The sequence below is a fragment of the Thalassobius sp. Cn5-15 genome, from assembly GCF_022347685.1.
Taxonomy (GTDB): domain Bacteria; phylum Pseudomonadota; class Alphaproteobacteria; order Rhodobacterales; family Rhodobacteraceae; genus Thalassobius.
Map to the genome: position 1 here is coordinate 716,981 of NZ_JAKRGF010000001.1, position 22,109 is coordinate 739,089.

Below are 22,109 nucleotides of genomic sequence, written 5' to 3' on the forward strand. Positions count from 1 at the left end.
GATCAGACCTGCATGATTTCGGCTTGCTTGGCTTCAAGCGCCTTATCGACATTGCCGATAAAGGTGTTGGTCAGGTCCTGCACCTCGGTTTCCCAGAGTTTCTGGTCATCCTCAGACATGCCGTCGTTCTTGGCCTTCTTAATCTGATCCATACCGTCGCGGCGGACGTTGCGGATCGAAACGCGGGCGCTTTCGGCGTATTGTGCGGCAACACGCCCCAGATCGCGGCGACGCTCTTCGTTCAGCTCGGGGATCGGCAGCATGATGATGGTGCCATTGAGCTGTGGGTTGATGCCCAGACCGGAGTTACGGATTGCTTTTTCGACCGCGCCAACCATGGATTTGTCCCAGACATTTACCGTCACCATACGCGGCTCCGGCACGTTTACTGTGCCCACCTGGTTGATCGGGGTTTTCTGGCCGTAAGCTTCAACCATCACCGGCTCCAGCATGGAGGCCGAGGCACGCCCAGTCCGCAGCGATGCGAATTCGGTCTTGAGGTTGGACATGGCACCTTCCATGCGGCGCTCCAGATCGTCGGTATCGATCATGAAATCATCGGACATTTCTGCTGTTTCCGTCAGTTGTCTGCGTCAGGGATTAGCTCTTAAGCTATTGTGAGACAGTTGTATAGCACCGCGACCCAAGGGTGAAGGGCGAACCGCGCAGGCGATGGCGTATTCTTGCAGTCAGGGTCTTACAGCAAGCACAACGCGCCACATAACAAAGGCGCCTCCAAGAGCAGAGACGCCTTATTTACAGTCAAATATCAGCCCATGCTGGACATAGTTCGGGTCGCGCCCAGTAATTAGCTATGCACAGTGGTATAGGTGCCGCGCCCTGCCAGAATACCCTTGAACCCGCCCGGTTCATCCAGCGGAAAGACGATCAGCGGCAGATTGTTATCACGGGCCAGCGCAATCGCAGAGGCGTCCATCACTTTCAAATGCTTGGCCAGAACTTCATCATAGGTGATCTCTTCATAGCGCACAGCATCCGCATGGGTGGCAGGGTCTTTGTCATAGATGCCATCAACGCCATTTTTGCCCATAAAGATCGCTTCACACGCCATTTCATTTGCACGCAGTGTCGCGGCGGTATCAGTGGTGAAATAGGGGTTACCGGTGCCCGCGGCAAAAATGCAGACACGCTTCTTCTCAAGGTGGCGCACAGCGCGGCGGCGGATGTAAGGCTCACACACCTCATCCATACGGATGGCCGAAATAACACGGGTGAACACACCAATACTCTCCAGCGCGCTCTGCATCGCCAGTGCATTCATCACAGTCGCCAGCATGCCCATATAATCAGCAGTGGTCCGCTCCATCCCTTGTGCGGCGCCAGACAGACCACGGAAAACGTTGCCGCCGCCGATGACCATGCAGATCTCTACCCCCATATCGTGCACGGTCTTCACCTCATGCGCGATACGCTCAACGGTCGGCGGATGCAGGCCAAAGCCCTGATCGCCCATCAACGCCTCACCGCTGATTTTCAGCATAACGCGATTGAACTTGGTGTCGTTTTCTAAGGTAATGGCGGAGGAGGTGTCGGCGGCCATGCGGGGCTCCATCTGGCAAGGACTCAAAACTTCACGCAAAATGTCGGAAAACGTCGTGAGGTTCAATCGAATAACGGGTCGTAAATGAAAAAGCTGCCCCTGCCGATTTCCCCTGAACTGCGGGCCGTACCCACCTCTTTCCTCCTCCCCGCAATCGCGATATTGGCAAGGCATGGATCTGATTGCGCAAATATCCCCCGAACAGCCCGTGTTGATCGCAGGCCCCACCGCATCCGGCAAATCCGCGCTGGCGCTGGAGGTGGCGATGCGACAAGGCGGCGTGGTGATCAATGCGGACGCCATTCAGGTCTTTGCCAACTGGCGGGTGCTAACCGCACGGCCACCTGTCGAGGATGAGGCCCGGGCAGCACATCTCCTTTATGGTCATATCGCGGGTGACGCCGAGTATTCTGTTGGTCATTGGCTACGCGAGGTGGCCCCGCTGCTAGAAGGGCAGCGTCCGATCATCGTCGGCGGCACCGGTCTCTACTTCACCGCGCTGACCGAAGGGCTGGCCAATATCCCCCCCACCCCGCCAGAGGTGCGCGCACTGGCAGATCGTCGTCTGGCAGAGGAAGGTCGCGAGGCATTGCTGGCAGAACTGGACGCAGCCAGCCGTAATTACATCGACCAGATGAACCCGATGCGAGTGCAGCGTGCATGGGAGGTGCTGCAAACGACTGGCAAGGGCATTCGCGCATGGCAACTGGACACGCCGCCACCGCTGCTGCCGCTGGCGAAGTGTTTTCCTGTGGTCTTTGATGTAGACAAAAATTGGCTGAACACCCGCATCGCGCAGCGGTTCGATCTGATGTTGGAACAGGGGGCGCTAGAAGAGGCGGAGGCAAACCTGCCCACATGGAACCCTGCGCATCTGTCAGCAAAGGCCATCGGTGCGCCGGAACTGATTGCGCATCTGCAAGGCACCCTGACACTGGATCAGGCGCGCGAGGCTGCCACCATCGCCACGCGCCAGTTCGCCAAGCGTCAACGCACATGGTTCCGCGCCCGCATGAAGGCATGGGCGGGCTATACCCCATAACCCCCACGGAACCGCGCGTTTTCGCGCCGTGATCTGACAAAAGTCTTTACAAACAACGCCTCTCCGCCAACGGTATCGGTGGGAGGTGGTTACTGGTGACAACACAGGTGAGGCGAGACACACATAGCAACACATCCCGGGTTGCCAACACGCATCCTTCGGGGATCAGGCTGCGCCCGCTGGCCCAGTTCGAACGTGGTGAAGACTGGCGCCTGACCACACTGCATGATCGTGCTGACTACCTGCTGATCTGGATCACCAAGGGACAAGGCCGCACGATCCTTTCCGGCCAGCGCCGTGGCCTTGCACCGCATACCGCATTACTGATCCCGCCGCGCACGCTGTTTTCACTGGACCTGATGCGCCATGCAGGCGCGTTGATCCTGACGCTGTCCGCAGATCTGGCAACAGATCTGGCACTGCCGCACAGCGCCGAACTGCTGCGTCTGCGCGACGGGCAGGATCAGGCAGAGATGACCCAGCGGCTGGAGGCCATCCACCGTGAACTCACCAGCCCCCTACCCCATACCACCGACGCGTTAAAGGCACATATCGCGCTCTTGTCCGTGGCCCTGCGGCGCCACCTTGATACCCGAGAACCGCCCCCACGCCCCACCGGCAGCGCCCGTCTGACAGAAGCTTACTGCGGTCTGATCAGCCAGCACTATGCCAGCGGTTTGAGCGTTGGCGATTATGCCCGCATGCTGGGTGTCACCACACCCCACCTGACGCGGTGCTGCAAAGAGGCCGCCGGCCACACTGCCGCCCATATCCTCAGCGCCCGCGCATTGTTTGCGGCACGGGACATGATCGAACGGTCAGATTTGCCAATACAGGATATCGCCGCGCAGCTACACTTCGGCACTGCGGCCTACTTCTCTCGCTTTGTGACCAAACATACAGGCGCATCGCCGCTGGTGCTGCGGAAACGACAGCGTGCCAAGGTATGATCCGTCATTCCTCCAGCAGATGCTCGTAGCGCTGATCCGTCAGCGTCTTCATAAACGCGACCAACGCATCGATGCGCTCATCTTCCAACGCAGGGCCGTGGGTCAGCTCTTCGAAGGACAGGGTTTCTGTCACCTCGGGGTCGGCCCAACGGGCGCCGGTTTCAGGATTGATCTGCCGGCGTTCTGAGCGCGAGTTGTAGCGGTTGTAAAACAACACCACTGTGCGCAGATCCTCAAACACGCCGTTGTGCATATAGGGACCTGTCACAGCAACATTGCGCAGCGACGGCACCTTGTATTTCCCCAGTTCTGCCTCATGATCCACTGCAGGGTTTGCCAGCAGCCCAAGGTCTACAAAATCATCCGCAACACCGTTGTGCGCACGCGCTGCTGTGTTCGCGGGCGTACCGATGTTGTGGTATTCGTAATTGGTAAAAGTCTCTGCCGAGTCAATGGCACTACTACGCAGCTGATGACATTGATTACAGTTGGTAAACTGCTGAGAGAAAAAGAGAACACGGCCTAGATCCTCTTCGCGCGTTAGCTCTGCCTCACCGCGCAGGAAACGGTCATATTTACTATCGAAGGGGGCAAAAACCTCTGTCCGCTCAAAGGCAGCGATGGCGTCTGTCATGGCGGCATAGCCTGCCTCTGCATCCTCCAGAACGCCCGTGCCATAAAGCGCATCAAAGGCCGCAACATAATCAGGGATCGCCTGCAACCGGTCCATCACTGCGGCCTTCGACGGCATGCCCATTTCGATCGGATTCAGCGGCGGGCCACCGGCCTGTTCTGCCAGATCGGCGGCACGGCCATCCCAAAACTGACCACCGATGTAATCACCATCCTCATTCCGGTGAAACCGCGGCGAAAAGGCCGCATAGCCGATCGCAGGCGCATTGCGGTCGCCCAAAGACACACCGTCATCACCCAAAGACACCGCCATTCCCGCATCATTACTGCGCGGGTCAGCAAAGCCATAATCAGGGTCATGACATGTGGCGCAGGACATGGTGCCATTGGCCGACAGGTCCATATCAAAAAACAACAGCTCACCAAGGGCAGCTTTGGTGTCGATCCCTTCGGCGATCACGGCGCCGCCGGTAATGGCCGCGAAGGTGGCCAGCGCAACTACGGAAACGGATTTTGTCATTTGAACGCCCCTCTGCATCTTCGCGACCCTGACGCAGGGGCCGGGCCGCTGCCCTGACTTAGATCAAGGTCAGACAAAGGACCAGCAAAGATCACCGCTCCTGCCTGCGGCCAAAGATCAGGCGTTAGGTTCCGTCGCCCAGAATAATGCGCACGTAGTTGCGGGTTTCTTTATACGGGGGGATACCGCCATGTTTCTTCACCGCCCCCGGCCCCGCGTTATAGGCCGCCAGCGCCAGGCGCCACGAGCCGAACGCACGGTATTGTTCCGCCAGATAGCGCGCGCCGCCTTCAAGGTTTTCATACGGATCGCGGGGATCGACGCCCAGCGTCTTTGCCGTCGCGGGCATCAACTGCGCCAGTCCCAGCGCGCCTTTGGGTGACACGGCCTTGGCGTTGAAACCACTTTCCTGCTGAACCAGCTTCAGGAACATCGTTTCTGGTATATTGTGCCGCCGCGCCGCAGATCGTGCCATATCAAGGAACGGGCCGCTATATTTGCCCTTGAACCCTGTACGCCCCAGTTCATCATCCCATTTGGTCGGGGTATTCACCCGAGGTGCCGCCAGAGAAATCGACAGGTTGCTTTGCCGTTTCAACCGGCCATCCAGAAGATCGGTCTGTGATTTCAGCAGCTTGACGCGGCCTTGAGACCCATGAACGTCAGAGGCCAGAACCGGTGTTGTCAGGACCGCACACAGCCCAATCGCCACGGCCACCGCGCGTGTAGAGGTCATAAAATTGCCGTTGCGCATCATTGTTCCTGTCGTTGTCTTGCAGGAAATATAGGCACAATGAAAATCAATTCAAACATTCGGACTGATCCTCGGCGCCTCTTTGCGCAGTTTTGAAGGAACAGGAGTTTGAATTCCCTTGATTTACTGGAGCAAAAGCCGTGAAATCGGCCGATCAGGGCGCGGATACATTGCAATTATAAGAAACTTTACCTTTCCGTAAGAGCATGGTGTAAGCAATGCCCAAGTTCGAGTCAGAGGGAGACAATCATGGCCGGATCCGTCAACAAAGTTATTCTCGTCGGCAATCTGGGTCGTGACCCCGAAGTGCGCAGTTTCCAGAATGGCGGCAAGGTGTGCAACCTGCGCATCGCCACCTCTGAAAACTGGAAGGATCGCAACACCGGCGAACGCCGTGAGCGGACCGAATGGCATTCGGTTGCCATCTTTCAGGAAGGTCTGGTGCGCGTTGCAGAACAGTACCTGCGCAAAGGCTCTAAGGTTTATATCGAAGGTCAGCTGCAAACCCGCAAGTGGCAGGACCAGAACGGTCAGGATCGCTACTCCACCGAGGTGGTGCTGCAGGGCTTCGGCGGCACGCTGGTGATGCTGGACGGTCGCGATGGCGGCGGTGGCGGTGGCCAGGGCGGCTACGGCGGTGATCAGGGTGGCTACGGCGGTGGCTACGATCAGGGCGGCGGCTACGGCGGCGGCAACCAGAACCAACAGCAAAGCGCCCCGTCGCGCGATCTGGACGACGAAATCCCATTCTGATCCACACACAGAAAATCAACAGAAAGCGGCCGATCACCTCGGCCGTTTTTTTATGCGTTTATTTGTGTTCAGCGTATTCGGACAAAGGAATCAAAACACCCGATGCACCAGCGCCAGACCGATCATCGCGTAAATCGCGACCGCGCCGCTCAGTGCCATCAGGGCGCCAACCATACGACCCACACGCGGCGGGACTTGTTTGAGACGTTGTTTCACTAAAGCCATAAATAAACTCATACACTAAAACGTTACATCTTCGTGAATAACGGCAAAACCCGTGCCGGATTTATGCACCAGACGTCAAAAATCACGAAATCGCCCAATTTCACTGGCCTTCGGAACCGATCCGGTATAGCCGGAGCGCGAACAAACAAGGACAGCCTTATGGATCTGCGCAACATCGCCATCATCGCCCACGTTGACCACGGCAAAACCACGCTTGTGGATGAGCTGCTGAAGCAGTCGGGCGCCTTCCGTGAAAACCAAGCTGTGGCCGAACGCGCCATGGACAGCAACGACCTGGAACGTGAACGTGGGATCACCATCTTCGCAAAACCTACCAGCGTTGAATGGAAAGACACCCGCATCAACATCGTAGACACCCCCGGCCACGCCGATTTCGGCGGCGAGGTAGAGCGGATCCTGTCGATGGTGGACGGTGTTGTCCTGTTGGTTGACGCCGCCGAAGGCCCGATGCCGCAGACCAAATTCGTAACCTCCAAGGCGCTGGCACTGGGCCTGCGTCCGATCGTTGTTCTGAACAAGGTTGACAAACCCGACGCCGAACCCGATCGCGCACTGGACGAGGTGTTTGACCTGTTCTCCTCTCTGGATGCAAACGAAGATCAGCTGGACTTCCCGCATATGTACGCCTCTGGCCGTTCCGGCTGGGCCGATCACGATCTGGATGGTCCGCGCAAGGATCTGCACGCGCTGTTTGACCTGATCGTCAACCACGTGCCGGAACCCAAACAGGTCAAACAGCAGGGCGAAGATTTCCGCATGCTGGCCACCACCCTTGGCTCCGATCCGTTCATGGGCCGCACCCTGACCGGCCGCGTTGAATCGGGCAAAATCTCTGTGGGTGCCACCGTGCAGGCGATCACCCGCATTGGCCAGAAAATCGAACAGTTCCGCGTGACCAAAATTCAGGCCTTCCGCGGTCTGCAGAACGCCGACATCGACGAAGCCACCGCAGGCGACATCGTCACCCTCGCCGGTATGTCGAAGGCCACCGTGGCCGACACCATCTGTGCGCTGGCCGTAGACGAAGCACTGGACGCACAGCCCATCGACCCGCCGACCATCACCGTGACCTTCGGCATCAACGACAGCCCGCTGGCCGGTCGTGACGGCAAAAAGGTTCAGTCGCGTGTGATCCGTGACCGCCTGTACAAAGAAGCTGAATCCAACGTCGCGATCAAAATCGAAGACACCCCCGGCGGCGAAGCCTTCGAGGTGTCCGGTCGTGGCGAACTGCAGATGGGCGTTCTGATTGAAAACATGCGCCGCGAGGGGTTCGAACTGTCGATCTCGCGCCCGCAGGTGATCATGAAAGAAGAAGACGGCAAGCGTATTGAGCCAGTCGAAGAAGTCACCATTGACGTGGATGACGAATATTCCGGCGCTGTCATCGAAAAGCTAACCGGTGCCCGCAAAGGCGATCTGGTGGAAATGCGCCAGAACTCGGGCAAGACCCGCATCATCGCCCACGTGCCTTCGCGTGGTTTGATCGGCTACCACGGCGAGTTCCTGACTGACACCCGCGGCACTGGCGTTCTGAACCGCGTGTTCCAAGGCTGGACCGCTCACAAAGGCCCGATCCCCGGCCGTCGCGCTGGCGTTCTGATCTCGATGGAAGACGGTGAGGCCGTGGCCTACGCACTGTGGAACCTCGAAGATCGCGGCCGCATGATGATCGGCGCTCAGGCCAAGGTTTATCAGGGTATGATCATCGGCGAACACTCGCGCGATAACGATCTGGAAGTGAACCCGCTGAAGGGCAAGAAGCTGACCAACGTCCGTGCCTCCGGCACCGACGAAGCAGTCCGCCTGACCACCCCGATCACGCTGAGCCTGGAAGAGGCGATCGCCTACATCAATGACGACGAACTGGTGGAAGTGACCCCCAACTCGATCCGTCTGCGCAAACGCTACCTCGACCCGCATGAGCGTAAGCGCATGGCGAAAGCCAACCAGTAAGCGATCTGGTTCTGACAAGAAAAAGCCCGGTGAGAGTGATCTCACCGGGCTTTTTCTTGCGTTAGCGGTTGCGAAACATACGGCGGCGTATGGTCATTCGGTCGTTTCAACCACCATCAACTCACGTTCCGACGCGTCACGCGCATGACTCAACGCCTCTTGGTATTCTGGGCTATTGTAGCACTCCACCGCAGCCTCAACGCTGGGGAACCGCGCCACGACATTGCGCGGACGCTCCTTGCCCTCTAGCTGCACAAAACGGGCGGCACGGGCGATGAAATAGCCACCGTGCTTTTCAATCGCGGGCCCCGCAAGGGCAGCGTATTTTCCGTAGGCCTCTTCATCGGTGACGGTGACATGGGCGATCCAAAGTGCGGGCATGAAAACTCCTCCGGCGTGTATGTTTCCCTGAAGCTTAGAGAAACCGCCGGAGGAGCCAATTGTTTTATACGCCGAGGCGCAAATTTTTTGACCGACTGGTCGAAAGCGTGGCGATTTAGCCGGTGATCGCCGCCTCTGCCGCTGCGATGGCTGCATCCGCATTGGCCACATCCTTGCCGCCACCCTGGGCCATATCAGGACGGCCACCACCGCCCTTGCCGCCCAGTTCCGGCACGGCTGCCTTAACCAGATCCACCGCCGACACTTTGTCGATTGCGTCCTTGGTCACGCCAGCGGCCACTGCCACCTTGCCGCCGGTATCGGCGATCAGCAGCACTGCGCCAGTGCCCAGACGGTCCTTATGCTCGTCGATCAGGGCAGGCAGATCCTTGCCCGACACGCCGGACAGTACCTGCGCGATGAACTTCACACCGTTGATTTCTTTGGCTTCTACGCCGCCGCCATTCGATGCGCCGCCCGCCATCGCCAGTTCACGACGCAGCTGTGCCACCTCATTTTCCAGCTTTTTGCGTTCGTCCATCAGGCCGCGCACACGCTCCGCCACCTCAGCCGGTTTGGTTTTCAAAACCAGAGCCACCTCAGCCAAACGCTGATCCTGTTCCGCCAGATAGTCCATCGCGGCCTGACCAGTCAGCGCCTCAATTCGACGCACACCAGCGGAGGACGCGCTGTCCCCCAGCGCCACAAAGGCGCCGATGTCACCGGTTTGGCGCACGTGCGTGCCGCCACAGAGTTCCAGCGAATAAGTGTTGCCATCGTTGCCCTTGCCGGACCCGTCCTGCACACCCATCGACACAACGCGCACCTCGTCGCCGTATTTCTCACCAAACAGCGCCTGTGCCCCCAAGTCGCGAGCATCGTCCGGAGTCATGATACGGGTCGTGACCTCAGTATTCTGCCGGATGTAGGCGTTCACGTCATGCTCGACACGGGCCAGTTCCTCAACGGTCAGCGCCTTAGCATGGCTAAAGTCAAAACGTAAACGATCCGGCGCGTTGAGCGAGCCGCGCTGCGCCACATGTTCACCCAGCGCCTCGCGCAGAGCCTCATGCAGCAGGTGCGTGGCAGAGTGGTTGGCGCGAATGGTGCTGCGGCGGGCGTGATCAACGACCAATTGCGCCGCGGCGCCTTTGGCAATCTCGCCTTCGGTGACTTCGGCGAAGTGGATGAACACACCAGCCGCTTTGCGGGTGTCGGTCACGCGGGCTTCGCCGCCCTCGACCTTGATCACGCCGGTATCGCCGACCTGACCACCGCTTTCTGCGTAAAACGGCGTCTGGTTGACCGCAATCTGCACAGTGTCGCCTTTGGCAACCTTGTCGACCTGCGCGCCGTCCTTGATCAGCGCCACGACCTGCCCTTCGGCCACTTCCGTGTCGTAGCCGAGGAATTCAGTCACGCCGTTATTTTCGGCAACGTCAAACCATACGGTTGCGTCTGCCGCCTCACCAGAACCAGCCCAAGCGGCACGCGCCTTGGCCTTCTGCTCTTCCATCGCGGCGTCAAAACCGTCGGTATCCACGGTCAGACCTTTTTCACGCAGTGCGTCCTGCGTCAAATCAAGCGGGAAGCCGTAGGTGTCATAGAGTTTGAACGCGGTTTCGCCGTTCAGCGCATCGCCTTCGTTCAGGCCTGCAACCTCACCATCCAGCAGTTTCAGGCCGCGATCCAGCGTCTGTTTGAAACGGGTTTCTTCCAGTTGCAGCGTTTCTTCGATCATCGGCTGCGCCTGACGCAATTCGGGGTAGGCATCGCCCATTTGGCTGACCAGCGCCGGAACCAGCTGGTGCATCACCGGATCCTTGGCCCCCAGCAGATGCGCGTGACGCATGGCGCGGCGCATGATGCGGCGCAGCACGTATCCGCGACCATCGTTCGACGGCATCACACCATCCGCAATCAGGAAAGAAGTCGAGCGCAGGTGGTCAGCAATCACACGGTGGTGCACGTTCTGATCGCCATAAGGATCGACGTTGGTGACATTGGCCGAGGCCTCGATCAGCGATTTAAACAGGTCGGTGTCATAGTTGTCATGGCTGCCCTGCAGCAGCGCGCCAATCCGTTCCAGCCCCATACCGGTGTCGATCGACTGCATGTCCAGATCGGTCATCGAGCCATCTTCAAACCGTTCGTTCTGCATGAACACGACGTTCCAAATCTCGATAAAACGGTCGCCGTCTTCCTCAGGGCTACCCGGAGGACCACCCCAGATGTGATCGCCGTGATCATAAAAAATTTCGGTGCACGGACCACAGGGCCCGGTCGGACCCATCTGCCAGAAGTTGTCCGAGGTGGCGATGCGGATGATGCGGTCCTCGGGCACGCCGAGTTTTTTCCACATTTCGAACGCTTCATCATCGGTGTGATACACAGTGGTCAGCAGACGCGATTTGTCGATGCCGAACTCTTTGGTCACCAGTTCCCACGCGAAAGGGATCGCCTCGGATTTGAAGTAATCGCCAAAGCTGAAGTTGCCCAACATTTCAAAAAACGTGTGGTGACGTGCCGTGTAACCAACGTTGTCGAGGTCATTGTGCTTGCCACCGGCGCGGACGCATTTCTGTGACGTGGTGGCGCGGGTGTAGTCCCGCTTTTCCACGCCGGTGAAACAGTTTTTGAACTGCACCATGCCCGAATTAGTGAACATCAGTGTCGGATCGTTGCGCGGCACCAGCGGGCTGGAGGACACGATCTCGTGCCCCTGTTTCTGGAAGTAGTTCAGAAAAGTCGAACGGATTTCGTTAAGACTGGGCATCGGCCTGAAATTCCCCAATGGATCGGTTTCAAGCTGATGTATCCGCACGCTACCGCCATGTCCACTGCTACCTCTGCAAAAGCAGAGGGGACGCAGGGGGATATTGGCGTCACGTTGAAATGATCGCATACATAAGTCTGCCTTTTGGGTCAGGTATGTTGCCTGTGGTATCGTGCCGCTGAACGCGCAAAACCTGCCGGCCTGCAATGACACTCAGACAACTTTCGCCGTTAGAGCCGTATTGCACGCGGAGCAGGCAGCAAACCTTCGCGCCGCAGCCAAAATTCGAAAGAACCGCGATTAAGAACGGGAGTGAAATCCGAAATAGGTGTTTGGCCTCCAGAAATTCGGACCCTGGCACAGGCTACGATTTGTTCTCTGCAGACCTTCGACGATGAAGAGATCAGCACTGCCGAAGCCGAAGGGATATGCGTTCGAACATAGCAGCCTGAAAGTCGCCACTTGACCTTGCCTTCGACCTCTTGTTCGCAGCTTGGTAATGCCAACACAACGCATAAGCGGTTTTCAGCCACAGCTACGAAACAGACTGTTTTCCTCTTTACCTGCCCGTCACTTAGATCGATAGCCTTGACTGCGTCGGCTCGGTGCCGACGTAGAACTCTTGAACTAAGGTGAACAATGAAAAAAATTGTTTTTAGCTCGCTCGTGATGGGTTTCTGCGCTGTGATGGCGCAGGCGGAAACACGCGATATTTTGACTTACGAGCAAGCTGCTGCAGGTGTTGACGCCTGTATTTCCATGGCAACAGACAATGGATGGAATGTATCCATCGTCGTGGTGGACCGTGGTGACAACGCTGTTGCATCGGCCCGGATGACCGAAGCCCTAAGCGCATCCTACACCGGCGCGACCCTGAAAGCCTCTTCTGCTTTGGCTTGGGGCATGCCCACACAGGGCATTGAAGGGTTTATTGCCGACAAGCCTGAATTTCGTGCCTTTCCTGGCTTGCTGACCATTGCGGGCGGTGTTCCTGCGACAAGCGAGGCTGGAACAGTTATTGGCGGAATCGGTGTTGCTGGAAGCAGCCCGGGCAATGATGCCGCCTGTGCGGCTGTTGCAGCAAACGCGCTTGCAAAGTAATCATCTGAGATTCGGGAAAGCTGCTCATAGCAGCTTTCTTGCAGCCCTTTCCATCAGGGTCCCGGATCATCTTGATGGCGACTTTGGTATACGCAATACCCGGATACGCTCGGCGTTTAGAAATATGGAACTGGCTACGCTCATACCCAATGCAGGCGCGAGGATATGAAGACCTCAGGAGTTTAGAGGTGTTCCCAGCTGTTAGACCACCTCTCTACGCATTTCCGCGACAACCTCTCAGTGCGCCTTGTCACACGTTTTGCCGCACATACGCAGGATCAGATACGAAAAGAGCCGCGGATTGTCTCTCACGGCTCTTCCCACATTTCGCATCATGACAGGCGATCAAGCTTCCAGAATGTCTTCATCATCCTTGTCCATATCAAACTCCAACCCGTGGGCGGCGCGGATCTTATCCTCAATTTCGGTCGCAATCTCCACGTTGTCGCGCAGGAACTGCTTGGCGTTTTCACGCCCCTGCCCCAGACGGTCATCAGCATAAGAGAACCAAGCGCCAGATTTATCAACCACGCCGGCCTTCACCCCCAGATCCAGCAATTCGCCGGTTTTGGAAATGCCTTCGCCATACATGATGTCAAATTCCACCTGTTTGAACGGCGGCGACACTTTGTTTTTCACCACTTTCACACGGGTAGCGTTGCCCACAACCTCATCACGATCCTTGATTGCGCCGATGCGGCGAATGTCCAGACGGACAGAAGAGTAAAACTTCAACGCGTTACCGCCGGTGGTGGTCTCGGGGCTGCCGAACATCACACCGATTTTCATCCGGATCTGGTTGATGAAAACCACCATGCAGTTGGAGCGATTGATTGAACCTGTCAGTTTACGCATCGCCTGGCTCATCAGGCGGGCCTGAACGCCAACGTTGCTGTCGCCCATGTCGCCTTCCAGTTCCGATTTCGGCGTCAGCGCCGCAACCGAATCGACCACAACCATACTAACCGCACCGGAGCGTACGAGAGTGTCGACAATCTCCAACGCCTGCTCACCAGTGTCGGGCTGCGAAATCAGCAATTCATCCAGATTAACGCCCAGCTTTTTCGCGTACTGCGGGTCCAGCGCATGTTCCGCATCGACAAAAGCGCATATGCCGCCTTTTTTCTGTTCCTCCGCAACGCAGTGCAGGGTCAGTGTTGTCTTGCCCGAGCTTTCGGGGCCGTAAATTTCGATAATACGCCCTTTGGGCAGACCACCGATGCCCAGTGCAATATCCAACCCGAGGGAACCGGTCGATGTTGCCTCAATCTCGGGAACAACGTTGTCGCCCCCCAGTTTCATAATCGAGCCCTTACCGAACTGACGTTCGATTTGTGCCAGAGCGCTATCCAGCGCCTTTTGCTTGTCCGCGTTGCGTTTGCTGTCCATCGAAAGAAGATCTGCCATAGCCATTGTTATGATGTCCTTATCCCACAGCCGCAGCGTCGCGGCAATCCTTAGATGTTCCCATCTTGTTCTTTTTATCTATGAGATCAAAACAAGAACATTGCAAGAAATTATTTTCATCCATATTTGACCAAACTGGTTAAGGAATGGTTTAAAGGCCGTGCGTTCGAGTATTCTTCAGGAGAAATCGTTTTATGCTGGTATTTTGGAAGCAGAACCTCGTGTTCCTCTCTGTGCCCAAAACTGGCACCACGGCCTATGAAAAAGCACTGGCACCGCTGGCCTCAATGTCAGTGCAAGATCCGCCAGAACTGAAGCATTCCCCGCTTTTTCGCTACAATCGGTTTTTCCGACCAATGTTTGAGAAGGTATGTGGCCGCGAGCCGGAAACGCTCGCCGTGGTGCGCGAGCCGATAAGCTGGCTGGGCAGTTGGTATCGTTACCGCCGCCGCCCGTTCCTGTCAGGGCGCCCGAATTCGACGGAGAACGTGAGCTTTGACGAATTTGTAAACGCCTATTGCCGCGGTGACACGCCAGCATTTGCCCGCGTTGGCAGTCAAGCAACATTTCTTGAACCACGCCCGAATGGCACCTGCGTGACCTATCTGTTTCAATATGAGAACCAACCGCCGCTGATTGACTTTCTGCAGGAACGCCTGAACTGCACGCTGGATCTGGCACGCGAAAATGTCTCGCCATCGATGGAGCTGGAATTGACGGCGAAAACACGCGCGAAACTGGAACGCAAGTATTCCGCCGATTTTGAGCTGTGGGAAACTGCAGCGGCGCGCTAATGCACGGATCAATGCAAATTTTTACGCACGACGTCGGTCAGTTCCTCTAATGTGAAGGGTTTTGGCAGAAAAGCCGCCGTTTCAAAATCATCGCGGGTGCCTGTCAGAACATCTTCGGCGTAGCCCGACATGAAGACAACAGGTATGTCAGGGCGTTTTTTCTGCGCCTCCCGGACCCAACTGGGACCATCAAGGCCTGGCATCACCACGTCGGTCAGGAACATATCCACCTGAACTGCCGGATCCGAGAGCAGTTCCAGCGCTTGCTCAGCGCAATCCGCTACTATGACCGAAAGCCCCGCAAGCTCCAACGCCCGAACCGCGAAGGCCCGCACGGGCGCCTCATCCTCCACCAACAAAACAGTGCCGGTTTCAACCGACTGTGCGGCACAATGGGCCACCGGCGCATCTGCAGTACTGATCGGCTCAAAGACTGCCGGGAACAGCAGCGTAAACCGCGTCCCTTCACCAACCATGCTGTCAACAAAAACAAACCCACCACTTTGTTTCACGATACCATAGACCGTCGCCAGCCCAAGACCGGTACCCTCCCCCAGTGCTTTGGTGGTAAAGAACGGCTCGAAGATTTTTTGCAACACTTCAGGCTGGATTCCACAACCGGCATCCTCCACCTCAATGATTAGGTAATCCCCCGCAGGAACCGTGACCTGATCACGTGTATAACATGCGGCAATCATGTGGTTTCCAGCGGTGACGTTGATCAGCCCCTGCCCATCCATCGCGTCGCGGGCATTCACCACAAGGTTAATCATCACCTGTTCCAGCTGCCGCCTGTCAGCGCGGATATTGTCGATCAATGGGTCGACATTCAGCGCCACCGATACCCGTTCGCCCACAAGTCGGTTCATCAAATGCGCCAGATCCGCCAGCACCTCGCGCAGATCCAACACCTCTGGCCGCAAGGTTTGTTTGCGCGAAAACGCCAGAAGCTGCCCGACCAGAGACGCCGCGCGGTTGCTGTTTTGGCGGATCTGCATAAGATCCGCGAAATCAACATCCCCCTCATCGCGGTGACGCAGCAATAGATCGCAATGGCCAGAAATCGCCGTCAGCAGATTGTTGAAATCATGAGCCACCCCGCCTGCAAGCTCCCCAATTGCCTGCATTTTCTGACTTTGTGCAAATTGATCCTCTAGCGTTTTAATCTGGGTCGCATCACTCAGCACCGCCAGCAGACGACGCCCGTCACTTTGTTCGATATGACACAGCGACGCCTGCACAAACAGGTCATTGTCTTTTTGCCGAACCCGCAGGAATTCGGATTTGGTTGGTGCCACATTGTCCAGGGCCAGTGACAGCCAGTCGCGCACCGACCGACCGGGGCCCTCCAGCACATCGCCCAGATAATTCACATCCGCAGGATCTATCTGCAGCAATTCCTGAGCGGCGCGGTTGGCCGCAAGAATGCACCCGTCCCTGTCAAGACGCAGGATTGCCAGTGGCAACAGGTCCATCGCACCATCGTCCAAGCCGCCCTGATGCAATCCGTCACCATCGGTCATCGGTAAAAAATACACCTCTAAGTGCGCCTCGCTCCGGTGCCAGAGAGTGACCAAACAGTTGCGCGGCCCCGTCTCTGTGCGCACGACGGCGAAACGGCCAGATTTCGGCGTGCCGTTTGGAAAGACATCCCCCAGCACGTCAACCTGACCACCACACAGGTCCATTGCAGCCGCGTTCATAAACAGAACCGCATCCCCCCGTCCCACTGTCAGCATCGGCACACCTGCACCCATCTGATCCGCAGCAGGCCCCAGCGCCTGATCCTGCAAGCGCCAGAGGTAAAGCCCATAGGGCAGCCTTTGGACGGTCAGACGCAAAGGACCACGTTGGCCAAAGGCGTCAGCGCTGCCCTGACCGGATTTTTCCGCACGATTGCGTAGCTGCCACAGGACCGCCATTGGCGCCGCAAACAATCCGTCAAACAGGCCATCAAAACCCGGAGGGGAAGACCCACCGGCACGTTCCACCGCAGCCGGATTGCAATGTAACAGGTGCAGGCTGTCATCGCTGATGAAACAAGGCAAATCATCGTATCTGATCAGGGTAGAAAGGCGTCGAACCCGTTGGCGCTGCATCCAGTGCCAAACCTGATCTGGTAGCCCTAAAAGCCCCATACTCATGATCAGAGACACCCCCAGTGCAGCAATATAAAGCGCCCAGTCTGTCGCCCAGAACTGCGACGCAACCAGAAGGCACGCACCAAATAGCACGATCACCGCTGCAACAGACCCACGCGTCACGGCGAGGGCGCCGGATTGATCTGGTCCCCCTTGTAAATAAGAGGCATTATGCGCCCCCCGCTCCTGCGCAGCCACCTTCCGCGCAGCATGCCCTGTGTCAGCGTGATGTCCTGCGATGTCCTGTGTGATTTGCGACTGTATCAAAGCAACCTCACCCTTTAGCTGGGATGAGTATGACACACAGCCTTTAACAGAGGCTTAATCGCGACAGACCCTTTCCCCAACCAAAAGTTGCAACGACTTTAGGCTGCCGTCAAGATTGCCAGATAGAATCCATCGCCTTGTGATGCAGGCAGCCAATGCAGCTCTTGATTAAGGCTAAACTGTCGGTTTTCTGCCAGAAAATCACGCACAATATCGTCGTTTTCCCGCTTTAGAACCGAACAGGTCGCATAGGCCAACGTCCCGCCATCCGCAACCATTCCTGCCGCACGGCGCAGAATCTGACCCTGCAACTGCGTCAGATCATGCAACTTTTCCGGGTTCATTCGCCATTTCCCTTCGGGCGCACGGCGCCAGCTACCACTGCCGGAACAGGGCACATCGCACAGGATCAGATCAAAGGGCGCAGCCCCTTCGGGGTTTTGACAAACTTCAATCCGCGCCGAAGCGCGACGGGCGCGTTCAGGCAGGTCGCGCAGGCGTTGGGCGTTTGCGTCATAGGCCATGAACCGCGCTTTGGCGCGTGCTGCTAACGCCAATGACTTACCGCCGCCACCGGCACACATGTCCAGAACTTTCTGACCGTCCTCCAGCGGCAGCGCGTCGGCCACCGCCTGACTGGCGCCATCCTGCAATTCAACCAATCCATCGCGATAGGCGTTAGAATTGTTGATTTTACGCACACCATCAATGACATGCAGCGCGTTTGGTGCGGCCTCTGAGACCTCTGCGGTGATGCCTTCGGCGGCCAGTTTGGTGATGGCTGCAGCGCGGTTCAGCTTACGGCTATTCACCCGCAGCATCACTGGCGCACGATGGCGCAGCGCCTCTGCATAGGCGCCCAGATCATCGCCCAGACTGTCGCGGAACATCGGCAGTAACGCCTCTGGCAGGTCGAGGGCAGCGCCGCCTTCGGCGGGCTGGCCTGCGGCCTGCTCTGCCTCTGAAAGGGCACTTGGCGCGTGGCCTTCGCCGCTAAAGACTTCGGCGGGATCCACCCCCTCCTGGCGCAACAGGCCCAGCACCATCGCGCGGCCTGTTTCCGCGCCCCCCACAACGGCAACGCTGCGCTTGCGGCGCAGAATGTCAAAGACATGATCGCGGATCGCCGCACGGTCCTTGGACCCTGCAAAACGAGACCGGCGCGCCCAAGTGGTCAGCGCCTTCTCGGCTGGCGCGCCACCCAAAATCTGGTCGAGGATTTCAATGGCGGCACCATAACGGGCGGCTGGGGTCATCGGGGCGTCCTCATCTGGCTACTGGGGCGTTTCAGCGGGGATAGCAGCGGCAGACAGCGGCGACAAGCGTAACAGCATGGCTTGACCCAACAGTGCAATGTAGCGCAAGCAGGCGCCAACACAACGAAGGATAAAGATATGATCGAACGCATGCACACCGGACAGCGGATGAGCAAGATCGTCAAGCACAACGGCACCGTCTACCTCTGCGGTCAGGTCGGTAAGGCAGAGGATGGGATCAAAGAACAAACCGCCGAATGTCTGGCCCGCGTCGAGACCCTGCTGGCAGAGGCTGGGTCCAGCAAGGAGCAGATCCTGCAGGCGATTGTCTGGGTATCCGACATGAAGTATTTTGCTGAAATGAATGAGGTCTGGGACGCATGGGTGCCCGAAGGCCACGCGCCCGCCCGCGCCTGCGGTGAGGCAAAACTGGCCCGTCCAGAGCTGCTGGTTGAGGTGATTGTCACGGCGGCGTGTGAGTAAACTGCGGACCGCCGCATAGTCTAAAAGCAAAGAGCGCGTGGATCGCTCCACGCGCTCTTTCTGTGTCATGCTCGCCCCGCTAACGGGCTTGGGTACAAACCTATCACTGCACCTTAACCGATGCGGTAGTTCGGCGCCTCGCGGGTGATCTGAACGTCATGCACGTGGCTTTCCTTCAGGCCCGCGCCGGTGATGCGGACGAAGTTCGACTGGGTGCGCATTTCCGCCACAGTGGCGTTGCCAGTGTAGCCCATGGCCGCTCTCAGCCCCCCCACCAGTTGGTGGATCACGGTGCCGGCTGGACCTTTGTAAGGCACCTGACCTTCGATACCTTCGGGCACCAGCTTGTCGCTGGCGGCATCCTTCTGGAAATAACGATCTGCGGACCCACGCGCCATCGCGCCAAGGCTGCCCATACCACGGTAGGATTTGAACGAGCGACCTTGGTACAGGATCACCTCACCCGGGCTTTCATCGGTGCCTGCGATCATCGAACCCACCATCGCGCAGGAGGCACCCGCCGCAATCGCCTTGGCAAAATCGCCAGAGAATTTAATGCCACCGTCGGCAATCACCGGAATGTCGCCAGCAGCGGCAGCGCAATCCATGATCGCAGTCAGCTGCGGCACGCCCACGCCTGCCACCATACGGGTGGTGCAGATAGACCCGGGGCCGATGCCGACCTTGACCGCATCCGCACCCGCGTCAATCAGTGCCCTGGTCGCGTCCCCCGTCGCAACGTTGCCTGCGATAACCTGAACGCCGCTGTTCAGCGCTTTCACCCGCTTCACCGCCTCGATCACGCCTTCGGAGTGGCCGTGCGCAGTGTCGACAACCACAACGTCCACGCCCGCGTCAATCAACGCCTCGGAACGGGCAAAACCGCTGTCCCCTACAGAAGATGCCGCCGCAACGCGCAGACGACCCAGATCGTCCTTGCACGCAGTGGGGTTCAACACCGCCATTTCGGTGTCTTTCAGCGTCAGCATGCCGGTCAGCTTGCCCGCGCCATCATGCACCAGCAGCTTTTCGATACGACGGGCGCGCATCAGGCTCTTGGCCTCATCCAGATCTGCAGGTTCTGCCAGCATGGCCAAATCCTGCGTGGTCATCATTTCACGCACCGGCATGTCGTCGGAATTTGCAAATCGCATATCACGGTTGGTCAGGATGCCAACCACGCGACCCGCGTGATCAATCACAGGGAAGCCGGTGAATTTATACCGCTCCACCAGCGCCTTGGCATCCGCCAGAGTCTGATCTTCGGTCAGGGTTACGGGATTATAAACGATCCCCGATTCAAACCGTTTCACCCGACGTACTTCGCGCGCCTGTTCTTCGACGTTGAGGTTTTTGTGAATAACCCCCATGCCGCCTGACTGTGCCATGGCAATCGCCATCCGGCTTTCAGTTACGGTGTCCATCGCCGAGCTGAGCAGCGGAATGTTCATCGCAATTTCACGCGTCACAAAGGTGCGCGTATCTGCCGTGTTTGGCAACACGCTGGAAGCCGCCGGCACCAGCAAAACATCATCAAAAGTGAGAGCCTCACGAATCTGCATAACCCGTCCTCATGCAATACCCCGTTTGGCGATGACCCTATGACACAGTTCTAACGCAGAGGAAAGCCCGTCGCCCGCCTTAGCCAAAGTTTTTGGTACAGCCACAAAATGAGGCACAGAACCTGCACCTTGCCGCCGCAGTATCCCTGCCAGCAAAACAACCGGTGAAGTGCCGTAAAGACGCCCGCAAAACGTGATCTGCATCAAAGCAATGTCATACGCGCAGGCTATGACGCAGCCGACAGTTTCCCCCCCGTACTGCGGGGGTTTCATCCTTTGAAAGGACCGCCTTCCGATGACCTCCTCCCTTTCGTCTTCTGCCCCGCTTGACGGCATCACCGTTCTTGACCTGACGCATGTTCTGGCCGGACCTTACGCCTCGATGATCCTCGCCGATCTGGGCGCGCGGGTGATCAAGGTAGAACGCCCCGGCATCGGGGATGACACCCGCGCTTTCCCGCCCTTCAAGGATGGGCAAAGCGCCTATTTCGCCACCATCAACCACGGCAAGGAAAGCATCGCGCTGGATCTGAAAGAGGACGGTGATCGCGCCATTTTCGATCAGTTGCTGGCACGTTCCGACGTGGTGCTGGAAAACTACCGCCCCGGTGTAATGGAAAAATTGGGCTATGGCTGGGAGGATCTGCACAAACGCCTGCCATCGCTGATTTATGGCGCGGTCTCAGGCTTCGGTCATACAGGTCCCGAGGCGCTGAAGCCCGCTTATGACATGGTCGTGCAGGCCCGTGGCGGCGTGATGTCGATCACGGGCGAACGCGACCGCGAACCGGTGCGCGTCGGCGCCTCTATCGGGGATATTGTGGCAGGCATGTTTCTCGCACAAGGCGTCACCGCCGCGCTGTTGCAGCGGCGCGAAACGGGGCTGGGACAGAAGGTAGATATCGCTATGCTGGACAGCCAGCTGGCGCTGTTGGAACACGCGATCGCACTGACCTCGGTCACTGGTGAGGCCCCGCGTCCATCAGGTGCCCGCCACCCGTCAATCACCCCGTTTGAGACCTTCCATGCCGAAGACGGTTTGTTTGTCATCGCGGCAGGCAATGACGCGCTGTTTTCGCGGCTGTGCGATGCGCTGCAACTGCCGCTCGCCGCGGATGAACGGTTCGCCACCAACCCCGCCCGCTGCGACAACGCTCGCCTGCTGAAACGCCTGATTGAGGCGGTCACGCTGGGTGCGCCCAAAGCGCATTGGATTGAGGTGCTGACAGAGGCAGGCATCCCCACCGGCCCGATCCAGAACGTCGCAGAGGTGATGAAAGACCCGCAAATCCTGTCGCGCAATATGGTGGTGGATGTGCTGGATAAGGCAGGAAAGCCACAATTCACCGCGGCTGGAAACCCGATCAAGCTTTCTGCGATGGCGGACAGCACCACCCGCGGACCCTCGCCTAAGCTGGACGGCGACCGCGAGAGGATTTTGGCGTGGTTGGCGCAGGAGTGATCGCCACATTCCCAAGCAAGTCGCGCGGACATCAGACCGCACCGCGCCCACTCTCTACTCTCAA

The 22,109-nt window shown here is 58.0% G+C and carries 19 protein-coding genes; 8 read left to right on the top strand and 11 right to left on the bottom strand.

Annotated features, from left to right (window positions below; genetic code table 11):
* Positions 1–2: 2 nt before the first annotated feature.
* Both frr and pyrH read right to left on the bottom strand, forming a co-directional pair.
* Positions 3–566: a ribosome recycling factor gene (gene frr / locus MHM86_RS03510; protein WP_239195799.1), complete on the bottom strand. Its 564-nt coding sequence runs from the start codon at positions 564–566 to the stop codon at positions 3–5.
* 242 nt (positions 567–808) lie between these two features.
* Entirely contained in the window at positions 809–1,561 is a 753-nt protein-coding gene (pyrH, locus tag MHM86_RS03515; protein ID WP_239195817.1) for a UMP kinase, read from the bottom strand.
* A gap of 172 nt (positions 1,562–1,733) precedes the next feature.
* Here pyrH and miaA point away from each other — a divergent pair, with 172 nt between their 5' ends.
* Entirely contained in the window at positions 1,734–2,603 is an 870-nt protein-coding gene (gene miaA, locus MHM86_RS03520) for a tRNA (adenosine(37)-N6)-dimethylallyltransferase MiaA (protein WP_239195819.1), read from the top strand.
* Between the two features lie 95 nt (positions 2,604–2,698).
* Entirely contained in the window at positions 2,699–3,553 is an 855-nt protein-coding gene (locus MHM86_RS17130) for an AraC family transcriptional regulator (protein ID WP_239195821.1), read from the top strand.
* A gap of 4 nt (positions 3,554–3,557) precedes the next feature.
* Here MHM86_RS17130 and MHM86_RS03530 read toward each other — a convergent pair whose 3' ends face one another.
* Together MHM86_RS03530 and MHM86_RS03535 are read right to left on the bottom strand one after the other, a co-directional pair.
* Positions 3,558–4,706, bottom strand: coding sequence for a cytochrome-c peroxidase (locus tag MHM86_RS03530; RefSeq protein ID WP_239195823.1), 1,149 nt, complete (start codon positions 4,704–4,706; stop codon positions 3,558–3,560).
* A 124-nt stretch (positions 4,707–4,830) separates the two neighbouring features.
* Positions 4,831–5,442, bottom strand: a complete 612-nt coding sequence (locus MHM86_RS03535) for a lytic transglycosylase domain-containing protein (protein ID WP_239195834.1) — start codon at positions 5,440–5,442, stop codon at positions 4,831–4,833.
* Between the two features lie 267 nt (positions 5,443–5,709).
* Here MHM86_RS03535 and ssb point away from each other — a divergent pair, with 267 nt between their 5' ends.
* Positions 5,710–6,213: a single-stranded DNA-binding protein gene (ssb, locus tag MHM86_RS03540; RefSeq protein ID WP_255723002.1), complete on the top strand. Its 504-nt coding sequence runs from the start codon at positions 5,710–5,712 to the stop codon at positions 6,211–6,213.
* Between the two features lie 90 nt (positions 6,214–6,303).
* Here the strand turns inward: ssb and MHM86_RS17020 are convergent, their stop codons facing one another.
* Positions 6,304–6,438 (bottom strand): hypothetical protein, encoded by a 135-nt coding sequence (locus MHM86_RS17020; protein ID WP_255723003.1) that lies wholly within the window; start codon positions 6,436–6,438, stop codon positions 6,304–6,306.
* Positions 6,439–6,597: 159 nt separating this feature from the next.
* Between MHM86_RS17020 and typA the strand changes: the two genes are divergently transcribed.
* Positions 6,598–8,415: a translational GTPase TypA gene (gene typA, locus MHM86_RS03545; protein ID WP_239195852.1), complete on the top strand. Its 1,818-nt coding sequence runs from the start codon at positions 6,598–6,600 to the stop codon at positions 8,413–8,415.
* A 93-nt stretch (positions 8,416–8,508) separates the two neighbouring features.
* On the opposite strand, the gene MHM86_RS03550 is transcribed toward typA, so the two are convergent.
* Together MHM86_RS03550 and alaS are read right to left on the bottom strand one after the other, a co-directional pair.
* Entirely contained in the window at positions 8,509–8,796 is a 288-nt protein-coding gene (locus MHM86_RS03550; RefSeq protein WP_239195854.1) for a DUF1330 domain-containing protein, read from the bottom strand.
* 115 nt (positions 8,797–8,911) lie between these two features.
* The gene (gene alaS / locus MHM86_RS03555) at positions 8,912–11,572 is read right to left on the bottom strand and encodes an alanine--tRNA ligase (RefSeq protein ID WP_239195856.1); all 2,661 of its coding nucleotides are present in this window, start codon (positions 11,570–11,572) and stop codon (positions 8,912–8,914) included.
* A gap of 639 nt (positions 11,573–12,211) precedes the next feature.
* Here alaS and MHM86_RS03560 point away from each other — a divergent pair.
* Complete coding sequence (locus MHM86_RS03560) at positions 12,212–12,673, top strand: heme-binding protein (RefSeq protein ID WP_239195868.1); 462 nt, start codon at positions 12,212–12,214, stop codon at positions 12,671–12,673.
* 345 nt (positions 12,674–13,018) lie between these two features.
* Here the strand turns inward: MHM86_RS03560 and recA are convergent, their stop codons facing one another.
* Positions 13,019–14,086: a recombinase RecA gene (gene recA / locus MHM86_RS03565; protein WP_239195870.1), complete on the bottom strand. Its 1,068-nt coding sequence runs from the start codon at positions 14,084–14,086 to the stop codon at positions 13,019–13,021.
* 188 nt (positions 14,087–14,274) lie between these two features.
* Here recA and MHM86_RS03570 point away from each other — a divergent pair, with 188 nt between their 5' ends.
* Positions 14,275–14,874, top strand: coding sequence for a sulfotransferase family 2 domain-containing protein (locus MHM86_RS03570; protein ID WP_239195882.1), 600 nt, complete (start codon positions 14,275–14,277; stop codon positions 14,872–14,874).
* 8 nt (positions 14,875–14,882) lie between these two features.
* Here the strand turns inward: MHM86_RS03570 and MHM86_RS03575 are convergent, their stop codons facing one another.
* The gene (locus MHM86_RS03575) at positions 14,883–17,282 is read right to left on the bottom strand and encodes an ATP-binding protein (protein WP_239195884.1); all 2,400 of its coding nucleotides are present in this window, start codon (positions 17,280–17,282) and stop codon (positions 14,883–14,885) included.
* Between the two features lie 98 nt (positions 17,283–17,380).
* A complete protein-coding gene (locus MHM86_RS03580) occupies positions 17,381–18,538 on the bottom strand; it encodes an RsmB/NOP family class I SAM-dependent RNA methyltransferase (RefSeq protein ID WP_239195902.1) in 1,158 nt (385 codons plus the stop codon).
* A gap of 138 nt (positions 18,539–18,676) precedes the next feature.
* Here MHM86_RS03580 and MHM86_RS03585 point away from each other — a divergent pair, with 138 nt between their 5' ends.
* Positions 18,677–19,021: a RidA family protein gene (locus tag MHM86_RS03585; RefSeq protein ID WP_239195904.1), complete on the top strand. Its 345-nt coding sequence runs from the start codon at positions 18,677–18,679 to the stop codon at positions 19,019–19,021.
* Positions 19,022–19,134: 113 nt separating this feature from the next.
* Here the strand turns inward: MHM86_RS03585 and guaB are convergent, their stop codons facing one another.
* On the bottom strand, positions 19,135–20,583 hold the full coding sequence (gene guaB / locus MHM86_RS03590; RefSeq protein ID WP_239195913.1) for an IMP dehydrogenase: 1,449 nt from the start codon (positions 20,581–20,583) through the stop codon (positions 19,135–19,137).
* 295 nt (positions 20,584–20,878) lie between these two features.
* Here guaB and MHM86_RS03595 point away from each other — a divergent pair, with 295 nt between their 5' ends.
* Positions 20,879–22,045: a CaiB/BaiF CoA-transferase family protein gene (locus tag MHM86_RS03595; RefSeq protein WP_239195915.1), complete on the top strand. Its 1,167-nt coding sequence runs from the start codon at positions 20,879–20,881 to the stop codon at positions 22,043–22,045.
* Positions 22,046–22,109: the final 64 nt, after the last annotated feature.

Excerpts from the sequence above, each read along its gene's own strand:
- frr (WP_239195799.1), bottom strand. The coding sequence starts at position 566 with ATGTCCGATGATTTCATGATCGATACCGACGATCTGGAGCGCCGCATG.
- pyrH (WP_239195817.1), bottom strand. The coding sequence starts at position 1,561 with ATGGCCGCCGACACCTCCTCCGCCATTACCTTAGAAAACGACACCAAG.
- miaA (WP_239195819.1), top strand. The coding sequence starts at position 1,734 with ATGGATCTGATTGCGCAAATATCCCCCGAACAGCCCGTGTTGATCGCA.
- MHM86_RS03530 (WP_239195823.1), bottom strand. The coding sequence starts at position 4,706 with ATGACAAAATCCGTTTCCGTAGTTGCGCTGGCCACCTTCGCGGCCATT.
- MHM86_RS03535 (WP_239195834.1), bottom strand. The coding sequence starts at position 5,442 with ATGACCTCTACACGCGCGGTGGCCGTGGCGATTGGGCTGTGTGCGGTC.
- ssb (WP_255723002.1), top strand. The coding sequence starts at position 5,710 with ATGGCCGGATCCGTCAACAAAGTTATTCTCGTCGGCAATCTGGGTCGT.
- MHM86_RS17020 (WP_255723003.1), bottom strand. The coding sequence starts at position 6,438 with ATGGCTTTAGTGAAACAACGTCTCAAACAAGTCCCGCCGCGTGTGGGT.
- typA (WP_239195852.1), top strand. The coding sequence starts at position 6,598 with ATGGATCTGCGCAACATCGCCATCATCGCCCACGTTGACCACGGCAAA.
- MHM86_RS03550 (WP_239195854.1), bottom strand. The coding sequence starts at position 8,796 with ATGCCCGCACTTTGGATCGCCCATGTCACCGTCACCGATGAAGAGGCC.
- alaS (WP_239195856.1), bottom strand. The coding sequence starts at position 11,572 with ATGCCCAGTCTTAACGAAATCCGTTCGACTTTTCTGAACTACTTCCAG.
- MHM86_RS03560 (WP_239195868.1), top strand. The coding sequence starts at position 12,212 with ATGAAAAAAATTGTTTTTAGCTCGCTCGTGATGGGTTTCTGCGCTGTG.
- recA (WP_239195870.1), bottom strand. The coding sequence starts at position 14,086 with ATGGCTATGGCAGATCTTCTTTCGATGGACAGCAAACGCAACGCGGAC.
- MHM86_RS03570 (WP_239195882.1), top strand. The coding sequence starts at position 14,275 with ATGCTGGTATTTTGGAAGCAGAACCTCGTGTTCCTCTCTGTGCCCAAA.
- MHM86_RS03580 (WP_239195902.1), bottom strand. The coding sequence starts at position 18,538 with ATGACCCCAGCCGCCCGTTATGGTGCCGCCATTGAAATCCTCGACCAG.
- MHM86_RS03585 (WP_239195904.1), top strand. The coding sequence starts at position 18,677 with ATGATCGAACGCATGCACACCGGACAGCGGATGAGCAAGATCGTCAAG.
- guaB (WP_239195913.1), bottom strand. The coding sequence starts at position 20,583 with ATGCAGATTCGTGAGGCTCTCACTTTTGATGATGTTTTGCTGGTGCCG.
- MHM86_RS03595 (WP_239195915.1), top strand. The coding sequence starts at position 20,879 with ATGACCTCCTCCCTTTCGTCTTCTGCCCCGCTTGACGGCATCACCGTT.